The following is a 16979-nucleotide window of genomic DNA, read 5'->3' on the forward strand; positions in this document are numbered from 1 at the left end:
GGCTGGCACCAATGACGACAACCGCCATCTGCGTGATCCCGTAGCTCAGGGCGCGGACCCATAAAATTCTACCTTCAGGTCGATCTGTAAAGGACAGCATCCAAGGCGGGGAAGCGCACGGAAACATGGCTGGTTTCCAAGCTTTCTCAACGCAGGAGGCGGTTCTTTCCAGATCGATCCGAAAGACGCCAAATCGGGTTTTGAACTGCGGCGTCAAAACCTTTGCACCATGCGCCAGCATGGTTCTGAAGGCTTTTCCTTGCTTTTCTGCCCCCGATTGGTGCCTGAAAGAACAATTTTATGAGTCCGTACCCTAGTCGATCAGCATCTTGTTGATGCGCTGTTGCGCGTCTGCCGGCAATTCGACCGCCTTGCGTGTTGTCAGATTCATGGTCAGCGCCACCACGTCCAGGGTGGCCGCCAGCCGCCCGGTCCGGCTTTCGAACACGTGGTGCCGCATGTTGAAGGTCCTGGACCCCGCGCCGGTGAACCCGGTTGCGACCACAACGGTATCTCCCGACTTGAGCGGGGTTGCCCAGGTCAGTTTCATTTCGACTGCGACGCGGCCGTAACCGTTTTCAGTCAGAAAAGCGTGTGTCATCGGCGTGCGCTGCCAGACATGTGCAACGCCGTCCGTGCAGCAGGAAAGGGCGTAGCGGTCATCAGCCTTGCCGTCGACGCCGATGTCACGCGGCAGCACGGTGCCCCGAAAGCAGATTTCGGCGCCATTCGACAACAGGCCCGCCAGATTGGTGCGCAGTGCAAACGGACTGGAAGGGATGCCGCGCGGCGTTGCTTCCGCTATCATCGGGCATTGAAAGTCCTTGAACCTCTGACGCAGCACCTTGGCGGAATTGGCGCTCGGTTCGTACCCGTCCACAGCTGTCGCAACCAGCGTACCGGCGCCTGCATTGCGCATCTCGTGCACGACCGTCAGCATGTGCGGTCCGTCGAAGGCTATGCAGGATTGAACGGTGATCAGGTCGCCGGTTCTAAGTTCCCGGTGGTAGCGGACGTGCCGCACACGGCGGGCCCCGACCAGGGTTTCGTTCAGACCCGATATCAGGCGGAACTGCCGGTCCGCCTCATCGAACCGGCTGAAATAAAACTGAACGTTGAGGTGATCGTTTTCGTCACATTCCCAGCGATTAACAAATGAATATAAAGTTTCCTGAATTGTCATTTTCTTTAATTTCGGTGCCAGTTATGGTGTTGTTGAGAGTTTTTTGAATAGTACATTTTTTGCCGACTTTGCGTTAAGTTTCAACAATAAATTCAATATGTTTTCGGGGATACCGCTTCTGATTCAATTGTCTAACTGAATCGTAATTGTTGTTGGAGTTTTTTAAGTTTACTTCAAGTTGAATTATTCAATAATGCCCCGATTTGTTGTCAGGTTGCGGTCGCGGAAGCTCCCCGAACGGCGATGAAGCGGCCCGGAGCGGCCGCGTTGGTCAAAAGCATGGTTTGACTTGCGTGCAATCGGTAATGCAAACATACTTTCCGAAAGCCGCAACACAGGTTTCGTTGCCCAAAAAACCGATAACGAATGGAGCGCGCGGACAGCGATGCGCCCGGCAATGAAGTGTCTTGAAGCGGAAAGATGACCGTTGAGGGAGGAAAAGCAACGTGTCGGCGACAACATATCGGTTTATCATCGCGGATGATCATCCCTTGTTCCGCGGAGCCCTGCGCCAAACACTCGAAACCCAGTATCCCGACGCGCTTATCGAGGAAGCCGGCGCTCTGGAAGACGTAACCGCGCGTCTGGAGAAGGACGGCGATATCGACCTGATTCTCCTGGATCTGACCATGCCCGGCATGCGTGGCTTCTCCGGCCTGATGTATCTTCGGGCACAATATTCCGGTGTTCCGGTCGTGGTTGTCTCGGCAAATGAGGATCCGCAGGCTATCCGCAGGGCCGTCGAATTCGGGGCGTCGGGCTTTATCCCGAAGTCCCACGGGATCGACGTGATCCGGCAGGCCATTTCCGAAGTCATGGCCGGCAATATGTGGACACCGCCGGATGTGGACCTGAGCGCGGATGACGGCAGTGGCGATCTGGTGCAGCGGCTGGCAACCCTGACACCCCAGCAGGTCCGCGTTTTGATGATGCTGTCCGAAGGGCTCCTGAACAAGCAGATTGCCTACGAGCTCTCCGTGTCCGAAGCGACCGTGAAGGCTCACGTGTCCGCCATCCTGCAGAAGCTTGGCGTTGAAAGCCGGACACAGGCGGTGATTGCCGCGTCGAAAATCGAAGCGGGTCAATGGCAGCTCGGCGGCGAAGACCAGGAAACCGCTGAAGCCCAATAGGAACGGGAAACGGCGCCGGGACCCCACGGCGCATTTTCTCTCCGCCTTCCATGGATTTCACTCTGACCGTGGCGCACGGAGTGCCGGACGCCTGGGCATTCGTGCGCGCCTGTTGCCGCCGCGAGTCGCACCGGCAGTTTTCCTCCGGCCAACTGGTGACTTTTAGGTTGCCGCTTTTACTGTAATTTCAGGGAATTGGCTTATTGCGGAACCATGCGCGCCGTCTGCAAGCGCGTTTTAGGTGTAATGAGTTCGGAGACGAGATGCGGCTTGAAGCCAAATGGAAACTGGTCCTGCGTGTCGTCTGCATGGCCATCCTGTCTCCAGGGTACAGTACGACTTCAAGTGCCAGGAAAATTATCCCGCCTGAAATGGTGCAGGGAGATGGTGGAACTCTGCGAGCATTTCTCCTGGCATTCGGCTATCCGGTGGTGGAGGAGCATCTTGCGCGCAAGGTACGTGCCGCGCAGATTGCCGGAATCGCCCGCCTGACGCCTTTCGTTGTCGCTGCAAATTTCATCAATGCCATTGTCGTCGCACCGGTGTTCATGAGGTTCCAGCCCGTTTCCTACGTGACGCTCTGGCTGGCGGCTATCACGGTGCTTCTTGGCCTGACTGTCAGGAACTGGTTGAGGAACAGGCAGTGTCCGATTCTGGAAACTTCCCCTAGGGGACCTGCAAAGGCGGTATTGTACGCTACAGGATTCAGTCTGCTTTGGGCTGCCGTTCCTCTCGGCGCATTCGCGGGGGGAGATACGGCCGGCATATGGATTGCTTCGTGTGTAACGACCGCCATGATTTGCGGCGGTGGATTTGCGCTCGCCACCGTTCCCCAGGCCGCGTTCCGGTGGGTGGCCATCCTTTTTGTGGCATCGGCGGGCGCCCTGATCATCAATCCGGTTGAGGCCTCCTGGCTGCTCCTGTTCCTGTTGGCAAGCTACACCGCAGTGGTGATCGGCAGCGTCGCCTCCACTGGCTGGCTTTTTGCCAGCCACTTCCTGGCCGAGGCCGAGCTTGAACAGCGGGACGAGCTCATAGCGCTTCTGATGAACGAGTTCGAGGAAAAGGACAGCGACTGGGTGTGGGAAGCCGACAGCAGGGGCAACCTGCGCAACGTTTCGGAACGGTTTCTCGCCGCCAGCGGGCGAACGCACATGGAACTGCACACCATGGGCATGATTGACCTGGCCTGTTCGCTCGATCACGAGGATGCGCAGACCGGGGCGGTTGAACTGGAAACGGTGACGCGCAGCCGCGCGGCGTTCCGGGACATCGTTGTCGGCGTCGAGGTGAACGGGGAGGAACGCTGGTGGTCGCTGGCGGCCCGGCCCGTCCACGATCACAGGGGCGGGTTTGCCGGTTATCGCGGCGTGGCGTCCGACATTACCGAATCCAAACGTGCCAGCGCACTCGTCTCCCATCTTGCCGAACATGATTCCCTGACCGGCATCGGCAATCGGAGCTGGTTTCTGAAACAGGCGGAATTGCTGCTGGAGGACCAGAAGCGCGAGGGACACGCAACGCTCACGCTGTTCCTCATCGATCTCGACAATTTCAAGGTCGTGAACGACACCTGTGGCCATCCGGCGGGCGACGAGCTGTTGCGGCAGGTCGCCGACAGGTTCACCGCCCTCAGCGAAGGACGAACCGTGCTTGCCCGCTTTGGCGGCGATGAATTCGCCGCCCTCGGCAAGTTCGTCAGTGATCAGGCCGCCACCGCGTTTGCCGAGGATCTCGTCAACGTGACCCGCAAACCGTTCACGATTGGCAGCCGGGACTTCGCGATCGGCGCAACCGTCGGCTTTACCCGTTTGCGCGACAGGTTGGACACCGTCGACGACCTGATGCGCAAGGCCGATATCGCGCTCTACAAGGCCAAGGAGAGCGGTCGTGGCCGGGCACTCGCGTTCGAGACCGAGATGGAACGCGAAGTGAGAGAAAAGCGGGAGCTGGAAGCCGATCTTCGCGAAGCGTTCGAATACGGCAGGTTGAATGTCGACTTTCAGCCGATCGTCGATTCCCGCAGCGGCAAGGTCGTCTCGAGCGAGGTGCTGCTGCGCTGGCTGCACCCGGTACGCGGTGAAGTTCCGCCCGATACTTTCATTCCGATTGCCGAACATGCCGGGTTGATCCTGCCGCTTGGCAACTGGGTGCTCCGAAAAGCCTGCGCGGCGGCGGCGCAATGCCCGGAACTCGACAGTATAGCGGTCAATCTGTCTCCCGTGCAGTTCATGGACCCCAATCTGGTCGGCGTCGTTTCCGGAATCCTGGCGGAGACCGGTTTCCCGCCGGAACGGCTGGTGCTGGAAATCACCGAGTCTGTTTTCCTGCGCGATCAGGGAAGTGCATCGCGGAAACTTGAAAAACTCCGGGACCTAGGAATCCGGGTCGCGCTGGACGATTTCGGCACGGGTTATTCGTCGCTGTCGTACCTGCGCAAGTACAAGTTCGACAAAATCAAGATCGACAAGTCCTTCGTGGACGAAATCGGCGAGCGCAGCGACGGGCTTGCCATCATTTCCGCGATCATCGCCCTTGCGCATAATCTCGGCCTGGAAGTGACGGCGGAAGGGGTCGAGCGCAAGTTCCAGGTCGACGCGCTGAGGACGCTCGGCTGCGATACCATGCAGGGGTACTTTTTCGGCAGGCCCGATCCAAACCCGATGAACATCACCTCGCTTGGCCCTACCCATTGGCAGGACACGGAAACCAAGCCGGATTCGGCGACTTCCGGCTCCCTGAAGTCCGTTTCCTGACCGTCTTCGCCAGGTAGCAGGTCATTCTGCTGCCTGGCCGGCCTGGCAGCGGGCCAGATGTGCCCGCAAGGCGGCGGGTTTGACCGGCTTGTTGAAAAAGGCGATGTCTTTTTCCTCCGCTTCGGTGCGTACCGCGCGGCTCCTGTCCGCCGTGATCAGAATGGCCGGTATCTGGCGGCCGAACTTCCATCTCAGTTTCACGATAGCCTCGATCCCGGTGCCGTCATCCAGGTGATAGTCGGCGAGAATCACGTCCGGCACCATTCCCGCCTCGTGCAGGACCGCAGCGGCTTCGATGTCGTCGGCCGCGGTGAATACCTTGCAGTTCCAGTTGGCAAGCAGGTGCCGCATGCCGCTCAGGATGTCCGGCTCATTGTCGAGCGCGACGACGACGAGGCCGTCCAGATGGCCGACGGATGCCGGCGTTTGCTGTACCGGTACGAGATCCGGCATGGCCGCGGAGCGCGGCAGTTCAACAGAAAAGCACGAGCCGCGATTGTCCTCGGAGCGCAGTTCGACCGGGTGCTTGAGGACGTGGCTGATCCGCTCGACGATGGACAGGCCCAGCCCCAGGCCCTTGGCCATGCGCATGCCGTCGTCCAGACGGTGAAATTCCTGGAAGATCGCCTTCTGCTTGTTTTTCGGAATGCCCATTCCGGTGTCGTGAACTTCGACCAGAACCCGATTCCCCCGCCGCCGGCACCCGATCAGAACCTTGCCCTGCTGGGTGTATTTGAGCGCATTGGAGACCAGATTCTGCAGGAGGCGGCGTAAGAGCCGCCGGTCGGTGCGCACGGAGACGGATGTCGGGACGATCCTGAGTTCAAGGCCCTTATCCTCGGCAACGGGCTTAAAGTCCAGCGCCAGCCCGCGGAACATTTCATCCAGGCGGAAGACCGTTGGTTCCGGCTTCAGCGCCCCGGTGTCCAGGCGGGAGATGTCGAGCACGGCGCCCAGGATGTCCTCGACCGATTCCAGAGCGGATTCCACATTCCGGACGAGAGAGCCGTCGTTGCCTTCCTTGAGCTTGTCGACCAGCACCGAGGCATAAAGGCGGGCCGCATTCAGGGGCTGCAGGATGTCGTGGCCGGCTGCAGCCAGGAAACGGGTCTTGCCGATGTTGGCCTCTTCAGCGGCGCGGGTGGCCTCGACGAGACGTTCGTTGACGTGGGTCAGTTCCTCCGTGCGCTCGCGCACGCGCCTCTCAAGCGTTTCGTTCGCCCGCGCCAGCGCTTCTTCCGCCATGACGCGTTCGGTGATGTCGGTGTAGGTGGTCACGATACCGCCATCCGGCATCGGGCTGATTCTGACTTCCAGAACCGAGCCGCTGGAGGCCAGCCGCTCCTGATAGGTTTCCTGGATCATGACGAGTTTTTCGATCCGGTCGGCGACGAGGGTTTCCACGGGGCCGGGACCGTGTTCACCGCGTTCGGCGTTGAACCTCAGGATCGTGTCCAGGGTCGTGCCTACCTGGCCATATTCGGCAGGCAAGCCGAGGAGGTCGCGGAACTGCCGGTTCCAGCAGATGAGGCGGAGATCCCGGTCGAAAACGCCGATGCCCTGGCGAACCTGATTGAGCGCCGTCTGCAGAAGGTCGCGGTTGTACTGGATGGCGATCGAGGCATCGTCCAGCAGTTTTACCGCTCCCTTCGTCGAGGGGTCGTGCCGCTTCAGCATCAGGGTCAGGACCAGCCTGGAAGAGGCGGCACCGATGGCGCTTGCCAGGAGCTGTTCGGAAAACCGCAGCAGGTTGGCATCGGCGAGCGTATTGGGGTCGAGCTGAATGCCCCGTTCGCTGGCAAAGCGGTGGAACGATCTTTCCGTGCGTTCTTCCCCGAGATAGCGGGCGACTGTGGCCTGCAGGTCGCCGGCGGTCACCGAAGTGCGCCAGTAGCGCAGATTGGGGGCGGGAGAAAGTTCGGCCGGTACGAAGACATTGGCCTGAAGGGTCTCGGCCGGCAGCGGTTTTCTCAAGAAGGAGAAACCTGCGAAGAGCACGATATTGATGAAGAGGCTCCACAGCGTTCCGTGAATGAACGGATCGACGCTGAGGCCGAGAAGCGCTTGCGGTTTCAGAAGACCGATGCCGAACGGGCCGGTGTCCAGGAACCCGGAGGAAATCAGCCCGGATTGAGCGAAGGTTGGCAGCAGCAGCGTGTAGCCCCAGGTGAGGAAGCCGCCGCTGAGGCCGGCAAGGGCACCCAGCGAGGTGGCTCGCCGCCAGAACAGGGCGCCGACGAAGGCGGGGGCGAACTGGGCGATGGCGGCAAAGGACAGAAGGCCGATGGAAACAAGCGCGGCGGTATCGCCCGCGGCCTTGTAGTAGGCATAGGCCAGGAGCAGGATCGCGAAGATCGCCAGGCGCCGGATGGTCAGGAGCTGGCTGCTCATGTCCCGGCCGCTGGAATTGATGATCTCATCTTCGCCGTGGCGGCGCAGCAGCAGCGGCACCACGATGTCGTTGGAAATCATGATGGAGAGGGCGACCGTCGCAACGATCACCATGGCGGTTGCCGCCGACAGGCCGCCGATGAAGGCAAAGAGTGCCAGCCAGTGTTGCTGGGCGTCGATCGGCAGGGCGAGAACGAAAGTGTCCGGGTTGACGTCCTGGCCGAAGCGATGCAGCCCGGCGGCCGCGATCGGAATGACGAACAGGTTGATGAGCACCAGGTATAGCGGAAACATCCATCTGGCCCGGCGCACTTCCTCGTCCGAGTTGTTTTCCGTCACCGTGACGTGGAACTGGCGCGGCAGCAAAATCACCGCGAAGGCCGACAGAACCGACATCACCACCCAGTTGTCGATATTGAAGGGGCGTTGAAATACAGCGGCGACTTCCGGAGCTTCCGTGATCGCCCGGAACATGTCGAAGGGGCCGTCGAACAGGAAGAAGGTGACCCAAACACCGACTGCGATGAAGGCGACAAGCTTGACGATAGCCTCTGCGGCAATCGCCAGCATCAGGCCTTCCTGGTGTTCGGTGGCGTCAATATGGCGGGTGCCGAAGGCCCAGCTGAAAATGGCCATGCCGAGCGCGATCAGCAGCGTGACGTCGTCGAAAACGAGATTGAAGTTGTCTCCCGGCCCGATCAGCGGGCCGATCATGGTGGTGATCGACAGCGAAACGGCTTTGAGCTGAAGAGCGATATAGGGAATGATTCCGATCACGGCGATCAGTGTTGCGAGGGCCGCGACCGACTGGCTCTTGCCGTAACGTGCTCCGATGAAGTCGGCGATCGACGTGATGCTTTCGGTCTTGGAGATTTGAATGATCCGGTTGATCAGCGGGTATCCGAGCGCAAAGACCAGGAAAGGCCCGAGGTAGATCGTCAGGAATTCCGCACCGTTCCGGCTGGCGTTGCCGACCGAGCCGAAAAAGGTCCAGGATGTGCAGTAGACCGACAGGGACAGCGCATAGATAAAGGGCCGTCCGCCGTTCCGGGAGGAGTAGCGCCGGGGCGTCCGGTCGCCGTAGCTGGCGATCGCGAACAAAAGCAGGATATAGGCCGCTGCGGCCAAAATCACGATCCAACCGTGCATCACAAAACGGCGTACCGTCCTCCCTGAAGGCTATTGCCGTGCCTCTTGACGGGCACGTTCCGGCTTTGGCTGGCCGTCGGCCGCCATGCCAAATCCGACCACAGCTGAAACTATCTGTCTATTCGCCATGCGGACAAGTCGAAAGCGGCATGGCTGCGCAGACCGGACTTGAGCGGGCAATCGATCACAGTTGGTGAAGTTGCCTTCAAATCCTTTCATGAAACTTCCACTGCCTAACCCGATATGATTTGTGTCAGCGTGTGACTATGGAACCGAGGGACATATCTGGTGACCAGCCTGATTGATCGACTGAGCCTGGAAGCGAAACAGGCGCCGGAAAGTGGAATCGTTGAAGTGTTCAACGCCGGACAGGGCCGGAACGATCTCATTCCGCTCTGGGCCGGGGAAGGGGATCTGCCGACGCCGCAATTCATCTGCGACGCGGCCAAAGCCTCCCTCGACAGGGGCGAAACCTTCTATACCTATCAACGCGGCATACCGCAGTTGAGAGAGGCTCTTGCCGGCTATCATCGCCAGCTTTACGGCAAGGATTTTTCCTCGGAACGATTCTACGTGACCGGTTCAGGCATGCAGGCCATTCAGCTGGCTGTCCAGGCGGTCGTCGGCTGTGGCAAGGAAATGATCGTGCCGACGCCGGCATGGCCGAACATTACCGCGGCCATCGAAGTGCACGGCGCCCGGGCGGTTTCCGTGCCCCTGCGCGAGGACAGTGGCGGTTGGCGGTTGCACGCGGAGGATATCGAAGCGGCCATCACGCCGGATACCACCGCGATTTTTCTGAATTCCCCCTGCAATCCGACAGGTTGGGTTGCGGGTCTGGAAGATCTTAAGGACGTGCTGTCACTTGCGCGCAGGCGCGGCCTGTGGATCGTCGCGGATGAGATCTACGCCCTCTTTTATTACGGTGACGGGCCGCGCGCGCCTTCCTTCTACGATATCGCCGATGAAGAGGACCAGATCGTCTTCGTCAATTCCATGTCGAAGAACTGGGCGATGACCGGCTGGCGTATCGGCTGGATCTCGGCGCCGCCAGCTCTTGGCCAGGTGTTTGAAAACCTGATCCAGTATTCCACCTCCGGCGTGCCGTCCTTCTCGCAATGGGGCGCTGTGGCCGCCCTCACGGAAGGCGGAGCCTTTCTTGAAAAACAAGTCGAACGGGCCAGACAGGGCCGGGCCTGCGTCCTGCAAGGGCTGGGGGCACTGAACCGGGTCAGGCTGTCCCCGCCGGAAGGCGCGTTCTACCTGTTTTTTGCCATCGACGGAATTAGCGATACACGACGCTTTGCCCTTGATCTCGTGCGCCACACCGGGGTCGGGCTGGCACCGGGGACAGCCTTCGGCAAGGGGGGGGAGAACTACCTGCGGCTTTGCTACGCAAGGCGGCAGGACCATCTGGAAGACGCAATTCACCGAATAAGCACTTGGTTGCCAGAGATTTAGACGTTGATGGGTTGCTGGCATACGTGAAACCCCTTAAACCTAATCTGAAGATTAGTTCAATTGGGTTGCCAGTATGTCGCGTGAAGGGTCCATTGATCATGACGAAGGAACCGCGGCCGAGTCGGAAGCACGCCTGGCAAGCGTTTTCGATACGGCGGTAGACGGTATCGTTGTGATCAACGACCGGGGTCAGGTTCTTGCCTTCAACAAGGCCTGCGAAAAGCTGTTCGGCTACGAAGCAATCGACCTGCTCGGCCGGAACGTCAGCCGTATCATGCCCGCGGACTATGCCAGAGAGCATGACAGCTACGTGCAGAACTATCTGGATACGGGCGAGAAGAAGATCATCGGTATCGGCCGGGAAGTGCAGGGGCGGCACAAGGACGGGACGGTTTTCCCGATCGAACTGTCCGTGGGCGAGGCAGCAACGCCGGCCGGGCGCCAGTTCATCGGCATTCTCCGGGATCTGCGACCACGCAAGCAGATCGAAGAGAGGCTTTCGAAGGCGCAGGCACAGCTTCTGCACATGACACGCATGAGCGCCATGGACGAGATGGGCGCGGCAATCGCCCATGAGCTCAATCAGCCTCTGACCGCCGTGCTCCTCTATCTGCAATCAGTGTCCCGCAAGGCAAAAACGGATGGGTCCGTTGAGCCCAATATTCTGGGTGTGATCGAAAAGGCCGTCCGCGAGGCGGAAAGGGCCGGTGAAATCATCCAGCGCATGCGGCAACTGGTTGAGAAGAAGGCGCCGGCGCGCGAGACGATCAATGTTGCTGACCTGGTCAGGAATTGCCTGGAAATGGCCGAGCTGGGCAGCGGCGAGGGCGCGTCCTTCCTGAAAGGCGACGTTGCCGACAATCTGCCTTCGCTTGCGGCCGACCCCGTGCAGATCCGCCAGGTGTTGATCAATCTCCTGCGCAATGCGCGTGAAGCGGTCGCGGATGTCGAAAACAAGAAAGTTACCCTGTCCGTCCGCAGGGACCGCAACGTGCTGGAGTTCCGCGTGACGGACAACGGGCCTGGGGTTCCTGACGATGTCACCGACAGCCTGTTCAAAGCCTTCTCGGGCAAGAAACAGAAAGGCGTCGGACTGGGGCTGGCGATATCCAGGTCCATTGCGCAAAACCACGGCGGCGACCTGAAACTCGAACCCAGACCGGAGGAGGGCGGGGCATCCTTTTTGCTTACCTTGCCGGTTGAGCTGACGAAAGAGTATGAGGCCTGGACAGACAGGTCTGCAGCCGAAGAAGATACAGGTGAGGAATAGACGCAAATGATGACTGACGCGGAGGCCATTTACATCGTCGATGATGACCCTGCGGTGCGCGATGCGCTGTCAGTTCTGTTCAACATGGAAGGCTATGTCGTCGAAACCTTTTCCGACGGCGATGCCTTCATCAGTTCCGCCAGCAAGGCGGTCCCCGCCTGCGTCATGCTCGATGTTCATATGCCGGGCCGGTCGGGTATCGAGATCCTCAAGGCCCTGAACGCGGAAAATTACCCGGCGCCCATCTTCATCATCTCGGGCCAGGGCGATATTCCCATGGCAGTCGAGGCCATTCGCAACGGCGCCTTTGATTTCGTCGAAAAGCCGTTTTCGGCCGACGTCGTTCTCGAGCGCGTCAAGGAAGGCATTTCCGCCATGAAGCAGCGCCAATCCCCGGAGGCGTCTTTGCCGGCGTTCCAGGGGGCGGACATGCTCACGCGGCGGGAACTGGAAGTCCTGAAGGAAATCACCGACGGTGCTTCCAACAAGGAGGCCGGCAGAACGCTCGGCATAAGTCCGCGAACGGTTGAAGTCCACCGTGCCCGCATCATGGAAAAGCTGGGTGCGCGCAACGCAGCCGATCTGGTCCGGATCGTTTTGGGCGGCGCTCAGGCGGGCTGACGACCGGGTGATGCAACGCCGGCTGATGTCGCGAAAAGTTGTTTCCTGAAACAGTATTACTGCGTACATCCGAAAGGCGGTTTCTCGATTATCTTTTATCGACGGATCCGGCAATGCCGCCGGCCTTGAGGATGTACTGAGGTGGTCGTTCATATCGTTGAGGATGATGACGCGGTGGCGGATGCGTTGGCTATCGCTCTTGAGAATATGGATCATCATCCCAAGACCTACTCCGATGGCGAAACCTTCCTCTCCTGTGCTAGTTGGAGCGCAGGGGATTGGGTCATTGTGGATCTTGGTCTGCCCGGCATCAGCGGGTCGGATCTTGTCCGGCAGCTGAAGGAGCAACCTGATCCTCCGAGGGTCGTTGCCATCACCGGCAAACCCTATGTCAGCCTGGTGCGCCTGTTGCGTGACCTTCCGGGCCTGACGATTCTGCGCAAGCCCCTTTCGATCGAAATGCTCTTTGCCGCGCTGGCATAAGTAATGCCCCGGAGCGGGAATGCGGTTGTAGGCCTGGTCTTTTCGACTTTAGTCTCTGCGTCATTACAACCCATATGTAGTTTATCTTACGCAGTCGACCGAATTCCCATAACGCATTGAACTGTTTAAAGATTGAAATGCAAGCAACGGACATCGGACGGGATGTCCGGCAGCGGCCGCACCTGGTACCCGTATAGCGTGTAGACGTGGACGGACGGGTGGCAGATAGTGCAGCCGACTTTGCAATTCAGGCCGTGCAATGATGCGCGAAGGAGGGACAAATGGCTTATTTCGACGCTGGCACTGCGAGCCAAGGTGCTGCCGCACCACGGGGTGGTGCGCCTGTTTGTGAGACCAACAGGACCGCGCTGTCCGATTTTGGCGGCAAGACGGCCCAATACGATACGCATTCGGTCATCTACTATGAGGGCGATCCCGCCAAGCGGCTTTACGAGCTGGTGAAGGGATCGGTGATGCTCTACAAACTGCTGCCCGACGGACGCCGTCAGGTGGTGGAGGTTCTGCGGCCCGGCGATATCTTCGGACTGGCCGGCAGCGAGGAAAACGATTGCACCGCGGAAACGCTGACCAGCAGCGAAATCCAGGAGATCGATCTGAAACAGGTCGAAATGTCGGACAAGCTGCAACGCACCCTGACGCGCTGCCTGACCAACCAGATGCGTGTTCTGCACGAGCATGCAGTGTTGCTGGGCCGAAAATCCGCGGTCGAGCGGGTTGCCAGCTTCCTGATGCACCTGGTCCCCGACCGTGGCGGCGTCGGATGTGTCGGCCCCTTTCATGAGAGCGACGACAGCTGCGATCTGCAGCTTTACATGACCCGGCAGGAAATTGCGGACTATCTTGGACTGACCATCGAAACGGTCAGCCGGGTGGTCTCCGACCTGAAACGCCGGGGTGTCATCCGTGTCGACAAGGCTGACAAGATCCACCTCAACCGGGTCTGCAGCCTTTGCCAGATGACTGGCATTCACTAGAGACAGAGTGTTTTCCGAAAAGGCCGCGCATCTGACGCGGCCTTTTTTCGTTCCCGGCCAAGGGATTGGCGGGTGCGTTATGTCAAGGGGTATTGACCGCGGGTTTTGACCGCAGCGGGATTTCCCAAACCGCAAGACGTTGAAAGGCCGCGAGAAGCTCGCGGCCTTTTTGTCGTTCCGGTTGCCCGGTTCCTTCAACATGCAACGGTATCGCCGCGCCCGATTTGATGGCGAGTTCGCGGGGCGTTACACGGCTGCTGAATGTCTTGCCTTGCCAGCTGCCTGACTGTCGGCCAGATAGGCGTCGAAGGCGGCAGCGGCGAGCCGGACATAGGGCCGTCCGGCTTCGGTGACCCGGACACGCGCATTGTCGTTGGCGCTGCGGTCGAGGTGAACGAGGCCGTCGGCTGCCAGGTCTTCAAGGGCCGGGAAGGCGTCTGCAAGATCTTGCGTGGACAAGCCGTAGGCCTGGCAAACAGGGGCCAGGTCACAGGCATAGTTGGTCATCAGTTCCTCGATGATCCGGCCGCGTGCGCGGTCATCCACGGAAAGGGCAAGGCCCTTGGAGACGGGCAGTTCGCCATTTTCGATGCTGCGGCGCCAGTTGCCGACATCGAGCATGTTCTGGATATAGCCCTTTGACAGTTTCCCGATGGAGGATACGCCAAATCCGATCAGTTGTTCGCCCTGGTCGGTCGTGTAGCCCTGGAAGTTGCGCTTCAGGCTGCCATCGGCGAGCGCGATCGCCATGCTGTCGTCGGGGCGGGCGAAATGGTCGAGGCCGATTGCGACATAGCCCGCCTTCTGCAGTTCCGTCCGGGCAAGATCGGCAAGTTCAAGCCGCTCGGCCGCAGAGGGAAGCGCGCTTTCGTCGATCAGTCGCTGATGCTTGCGCATCCAGGGAACATGCGCATAGCCGAAAAGGGCAATCCGCCCCGGGGCCAGCGACAGGGTCTTTTCGACCGAGTCCAGGATCGTCGCGGGTGTCTGACCCGGAAGACCGTACATGAGGTCGAAATTCAGTGCCGTCAGGCCTGCAGAACGCAGATGATCCGTCGCCCTTGCGACCACTTCATAGGGCTGAACCCGGCCGATGGCTTTCTGAACGGCCAGATCAAAGTCCTGAACTCCGAGGCTCGCCCGGTTGACCCCGATCGTCGCAAGTGTGTCTGCGAGCTGTGCCGTAACAAGCCGGGGGTCCAGTTCGATGGCGTGTTCCAGGTCGGGTGCCAGGTCAAAATTGACCCGAAGCAAGCCGGCGAGGTCGATCAGGCTCTGGCGTGGCAAGAGGCTCGGTGTTCCACCACCCCAGTGGATGTGGCGGACAGGACCTGCGGTTTTCAGGTGCCTGGCGACCAGGTTGATTTCCTTGCCCAGTGTCGCACCATAGGCCACCAGCGGCGCTTCCTGACGCGTCGCCTTGGTGTGACAGCCGCAATAATGGCAAAGCTCCTTGCAAAAGGGCACATGCAGATAAAGCGACAGCGAATCCTCAAGCGTGATTGCGTCGAGCCAGTCCGCATAGGTCTGAGCCGTCACGCCGTCATGAAAATGCGGCGCGGTCGGATAACTGGTGTAGCGCGGTACGTTGCGCATGGCATGGGAGAGCGGATCTTTCATCATGCGCGCATATTTTCCGTAACAGCGGCGGGTTGCCTTGATATTGCTCAAGTGAAGTCGCCGGAAACGAGTTTGGAGGTGTGTTTTGTGCAATCGGCCTATCAAGACACATGCACAAGACGGCGCGAGCGGGACCCCCGGGCGGTACAGGTTGCATGGGTCACCGGACAGCGCCAACTTTGTTGTTCGCATGATTCTGGAAGAACTCGGCCTTGCCTATGAGACCGTGCCGGTCGACCGGTCGACCTCAGAGCACAAGTCGGATGCGTACCGGCGTCTCAACCCGCAGGGACTTCTTCCGGTGTTGGAGGTGCCAGGCCAGGATGCGCCCTTGTTCGAAACCGGCGCGATCCTGCTTTTTCTCGTGGATACGCATGAAACGCTTGCACCGGTTCCGGCTTCCCCTGAACGGGGACGTTTCCTGAAGTGGCTTTTCTTTCTTTCCAACACGCTCCATTCGGACCTCAGGATCTCCTTCAAACCGGAGCGGTATGGCGTGACCGGAGCGGCGCTTGCGGGCTTTCATGACGAATTGACCCGGCGGATCGGGCAAGGATTCGGCTTTCTTGAACAGGAGCTTGCCGGCCGGGGTGGTCCCTATTTGATGGGGCAGGAGCTGACCTGCGCGGACCATTATCTCGCGGCTTGCGCGCGCTGGGCACAAATCTACCGCAACGAGGGACGGTGGACCTTGTCGGAAACGCCTCGCCTGTTTGAGCTGCTGGAGATCCTGGAACAGCGTCCGGCCGTGAGGAAAGCAAGTGAACTGGAGCAGATCGAAGGCGCACCCTTCACCACGCCCCGACCGGTGCTCCTGCCGGGTACGACGGCCTGATTGCATATGAGTTGATCATATTGATCGATGCAATCAACCATGCAACGGACGCGGCAAGGATCTATAGGACCATGAAGTCTTGCTTTGCTCTATGGTTCCCTATGTCCTTTTTTCTTCCAGAAACTGCCGCCGGGCGGCTCACCGTCACACTTCTTATTGCCACTATCGGAGGAGCCGTTTTCAACTACCTGGCGCTTCCTGCGGCCTGGCTTTCCGGTGCCATGGTGTTCGTGGCCTTTGCGACACTGGCGGGCGTGCCGACGCTCATGCCGGTCCGCATCAGGGATGCGCTCTTCACGCTGATCGGTATCTCCATGGGCTCGGGCGTGCGCCCGGATGTCGTGGAACGCATTGGCGAGTGGCCGGTGTCGATGGCCATGCTGTTTGCCGTAACGGCGAGCGTGACGTTTGTCGGATTTGCCGTTCTGTACTACGGCGCGAAATGGTCGAAGGAAACCGCCTATTTCGGTGCGATCCCAGGCGCTCTCTCCTATGTGATCGCGCTCGCCAGCGACCGGGGCGCCGACCTGCCGCGGATTGCTTCCAACCAGTCGCTCCGCCTGCTCGTGCTGGTGGCGATCCTGCCCTTTGCCGTTGTTTCCTCCAACGGCACGGTTCCCGGAGTGGAGGATGCGAGAATGATCTCGAGCCCAACAGATTTCCTGATCGGCATACCATTGTGTCTGGCCGCGAGCTGGCTGGCGGTGAAGATCAAGATCCCGGGCGGCTGGATGACCGGGGCGTTTTTCATGAGCGCCGGCCTGAATGCTTCCGGACTGCTGACGCTGTCCTTGCCGCCCTATGTTGTCCTGCCGTGTTTTGTCATGATGGGGGCACACATCGGTTGCCGCTTCGGTTCCATGACACCGCGCCAGTTCGTCAGCGTGCTCGGAGCTTCAATTGCGGCCTTCGGGGCGGCTTTCCTGACGTCGCTCTGCGGTGCATGGATCGTCGCCGAATTGGTGCACATACCTTTCGGCCAGGCCATGCTTGCCTATGCGCCCGGAGGGCTGGAAGTCATGACCCTGCTGGCCTTCATGCTCGACCTGGACCCGGCCTTCGTCGCGGCTCATCAGATTGCGCGT

Annotated in this window: 12 protein-coding genes; 9 read left to right on the top strand and 3 right to left on the bottom strand. The window is 59.8% G+C overall.

From position 1 onward, the window contains the following. Positions 1 to 313: 313 nt before the first annotated feature. Positions 314 to 1183 carry a thioesterase family protein gene (locus ACQY7U_RS09480; RefSeq protein ID WP_428643827.1) on the bottom strand — a complete coding sequence of 290 codons (870 nt, stop codon included), beginning with the start codon at positions 1181 to 1183 and terminating at the stop codon, positions 314 to 316. 446 nt (positions 1184 to 1629) lie between these two features. Here ACQY7U_RS09480 and ACQY7U_RS09485 point away from each other — a divergent pair, with 446 nt between their 5' ends. Then, positions 1630 to 2313, top strand: a complete 684-nt coding sequence (locus ACQY7U_RS09485) for a response regulator (protein WP_428643829.1) — start codon at positions 1630 to 1632, stop codon at positions 2311 to 2313. A 263-nt stretch (positions 2314 to 2576) separates the two neighbouring features. After that, positions 2577 to 5069, top strand: coding sequence for a putative bifunctional diguanylate cyclase/phosphodiesterase (locus ACQY7U_RS09490; RefSeq protein ID WP_428643830.1), 2493 nt, complete (start codon positions 2577 to 2579; stop codon positions 5067 to 5069). 21 nt (positions 5070 to 5090) lie between these two features. On the opposite strand, the gene ACQY7U_RS09495 is transcribed toward ACQY7U_RS09490, so the two are convergent. Next, positions 5091 to 8612 carry a hybrid sensor histidine kinase/response regulator gene (locus ACQY7U_RS09495; RefSeq protein ID WP_428643833.1) on the bottom strand — a complete coding sequence of 1174 codons (3522 nt, stop codon included), beginning with the start codon at positions 8610 to 8612 and terminating at the stop codon, positions 5091 to 5093. A 285-nt stretch (positions 8613 to 8897) separates the two neighbouring features. On the opposite strand from ACQY7U_RS09495, the gene ACQY7U_RS09500 reads away from it, so the two are divergent. From ACQY7U_RS09500 to ACQY7U_RS09520, 5 genes are all read left to right on the top strand, one after another. Next, positions 8898 to 10070, top strand: coding sequence for a pyridoxal phosphate-dependent aminotransferase (locus ACQY7U_RS09500; protein WP_428643834.1), 1173 nt, complete (start codon positions 8898 to 8900; stop codon positions 10068 to 10070). 73 nt (positions 10071 to 10143) lie between these two features. Further along, positions 10144 to 11340, top strand: coding sequence for a two-component system sensor histidine kinase NtrB (locus tag ACQY7U_RS09505; RefSeq protein WP_428643836.1), 1197 nt, complete (start codon positions 10144 to 10146; stop codon positions 11338 to 11340). Between the two features lie 6 nt (positions 11341 to 11346). Next, entirely contained in the window at positions 11347 to 11961 is a 615-nt protein-coding gene (locus ACQY7U_RS09510) for a response regulator transcription factor (RefSeq protein ID WP_428643838.1), read from the top strand. A gap of 141 nt (positions 11962 to 12102) precedes the next feature. Further along, positions 12103 to 12444, top strand: coding sequence for a response regulator (locus ACQY7U_RS09515; RefSeq protein ID WP_428643839.1), 342 nt, complete (start codon positions 12103 to 12105; stop codon positions 12442 to 12444). 281 nt (positions 12445 to 12725) lie between these two features. Next, positions 12726 to 13439, top strand: a complete 714-nt coding sequence (locus tag ACQY7U_RS09520; protein WP_428643841.1) for a Crp/Fnr family transcriptional regulator — start codon at positions 12726 to 12728, stop codon at positions 13437 to 13439. Positions 13440 to 13685: 246 nt separating this feature from the next. Here the strand turns inward: ACQY7U_RS09520 and hemN are convergent, their stop codons facing one another. Next, positions 13686 to 15062, bottom strand: coding sequence for an oxygen-independent coproporphyrinogen III oxidase (gene hemN, locus ACQY7U_RS09525; protein WP_428643846.1), 1377 nt, complete (start codon positions 15060 to 15062; stop codon positions 13686 to 13688). Between the two features lie 148 nt (positions 15063 to 15210). Between hemN and ACQY7U_RS09530 the strand changes: the two genes are divergently transcribed. Further along, on the top strand, positions 15211 to 15894 hold the full coding sequence (locus ACQY7U_RS09530; RefSeq protein WP_428643844.1) for a glutathione S-transferase family protein: 684 nt from the start codon (positions 15211 to 15213) through the stop codon (positions 15892 to 15894). A gap of 101 nt (positions 15895 to 15995) precedes the next feature. Then, a partial coding sequence (locus ACQY7U_RS09535) for an AbrB family transcriptional regulator (RefSeq protein ID WP_428643845.1) occupies positions 15996 to 16979 on the top strand: 984 nt, incomplete at its 3' end.

It is taken from the genome of Roseibium sp. (assembly GCF_050301095.1).
In the GTDB taxonomy this organism is placed as follows: domain Bacteria; phylum Pseudomonadota; class Alphaproteobacteria; order Rhizobiales; family Stappiaceae; genus Roseibium.

Bases quoted from the DNA above. Each gene is read 5' to 3' on its own strand.
- ACQY7U_RS09480 (WP_428643827.1), bottom strand. From the start codon at position 1,183: ATGACAATTCAGGAAACTTTATATTCATTTGTTAATCGCTGGGAATGT.
- ACQY7U_RS09490 (WP_428643830.1), top strand. From the start codon at position 2,577: ATGCGGCTTGAAGCCAAATGGAAACTGGTCCTGCGTGTCGTCTGCATG.
- ACQY7U_RS09505 (WP_428643836.1), top strand. From the start codon at position 10,144: ATGTCGCGTGAAGGGTCCATTGATCATGACGAAGGAACCGCGGCCGAG.
- ACQY7U_RS09510 (WP_428643838.1), top strand. From the start codon at position 11,347: ATGATGACTGACGCGGAGGCCATTTACATCGTCGATGATGACCCTGCG.
- ACQY7U_RS09520 (WP_428643841.1), top strand. From the start codon at position 12,726: ATGGCTTATTTCGACGCTGGCACTGCGAGCCAAGGTGCTGCCGCACCA.
- hemN (WP_428643846.1), bottom strand. From the start codon at position 15,062: ATGATGAAAGATCCGCTCTCCCATGCCATGCGCAACGTACCGCGCTAC.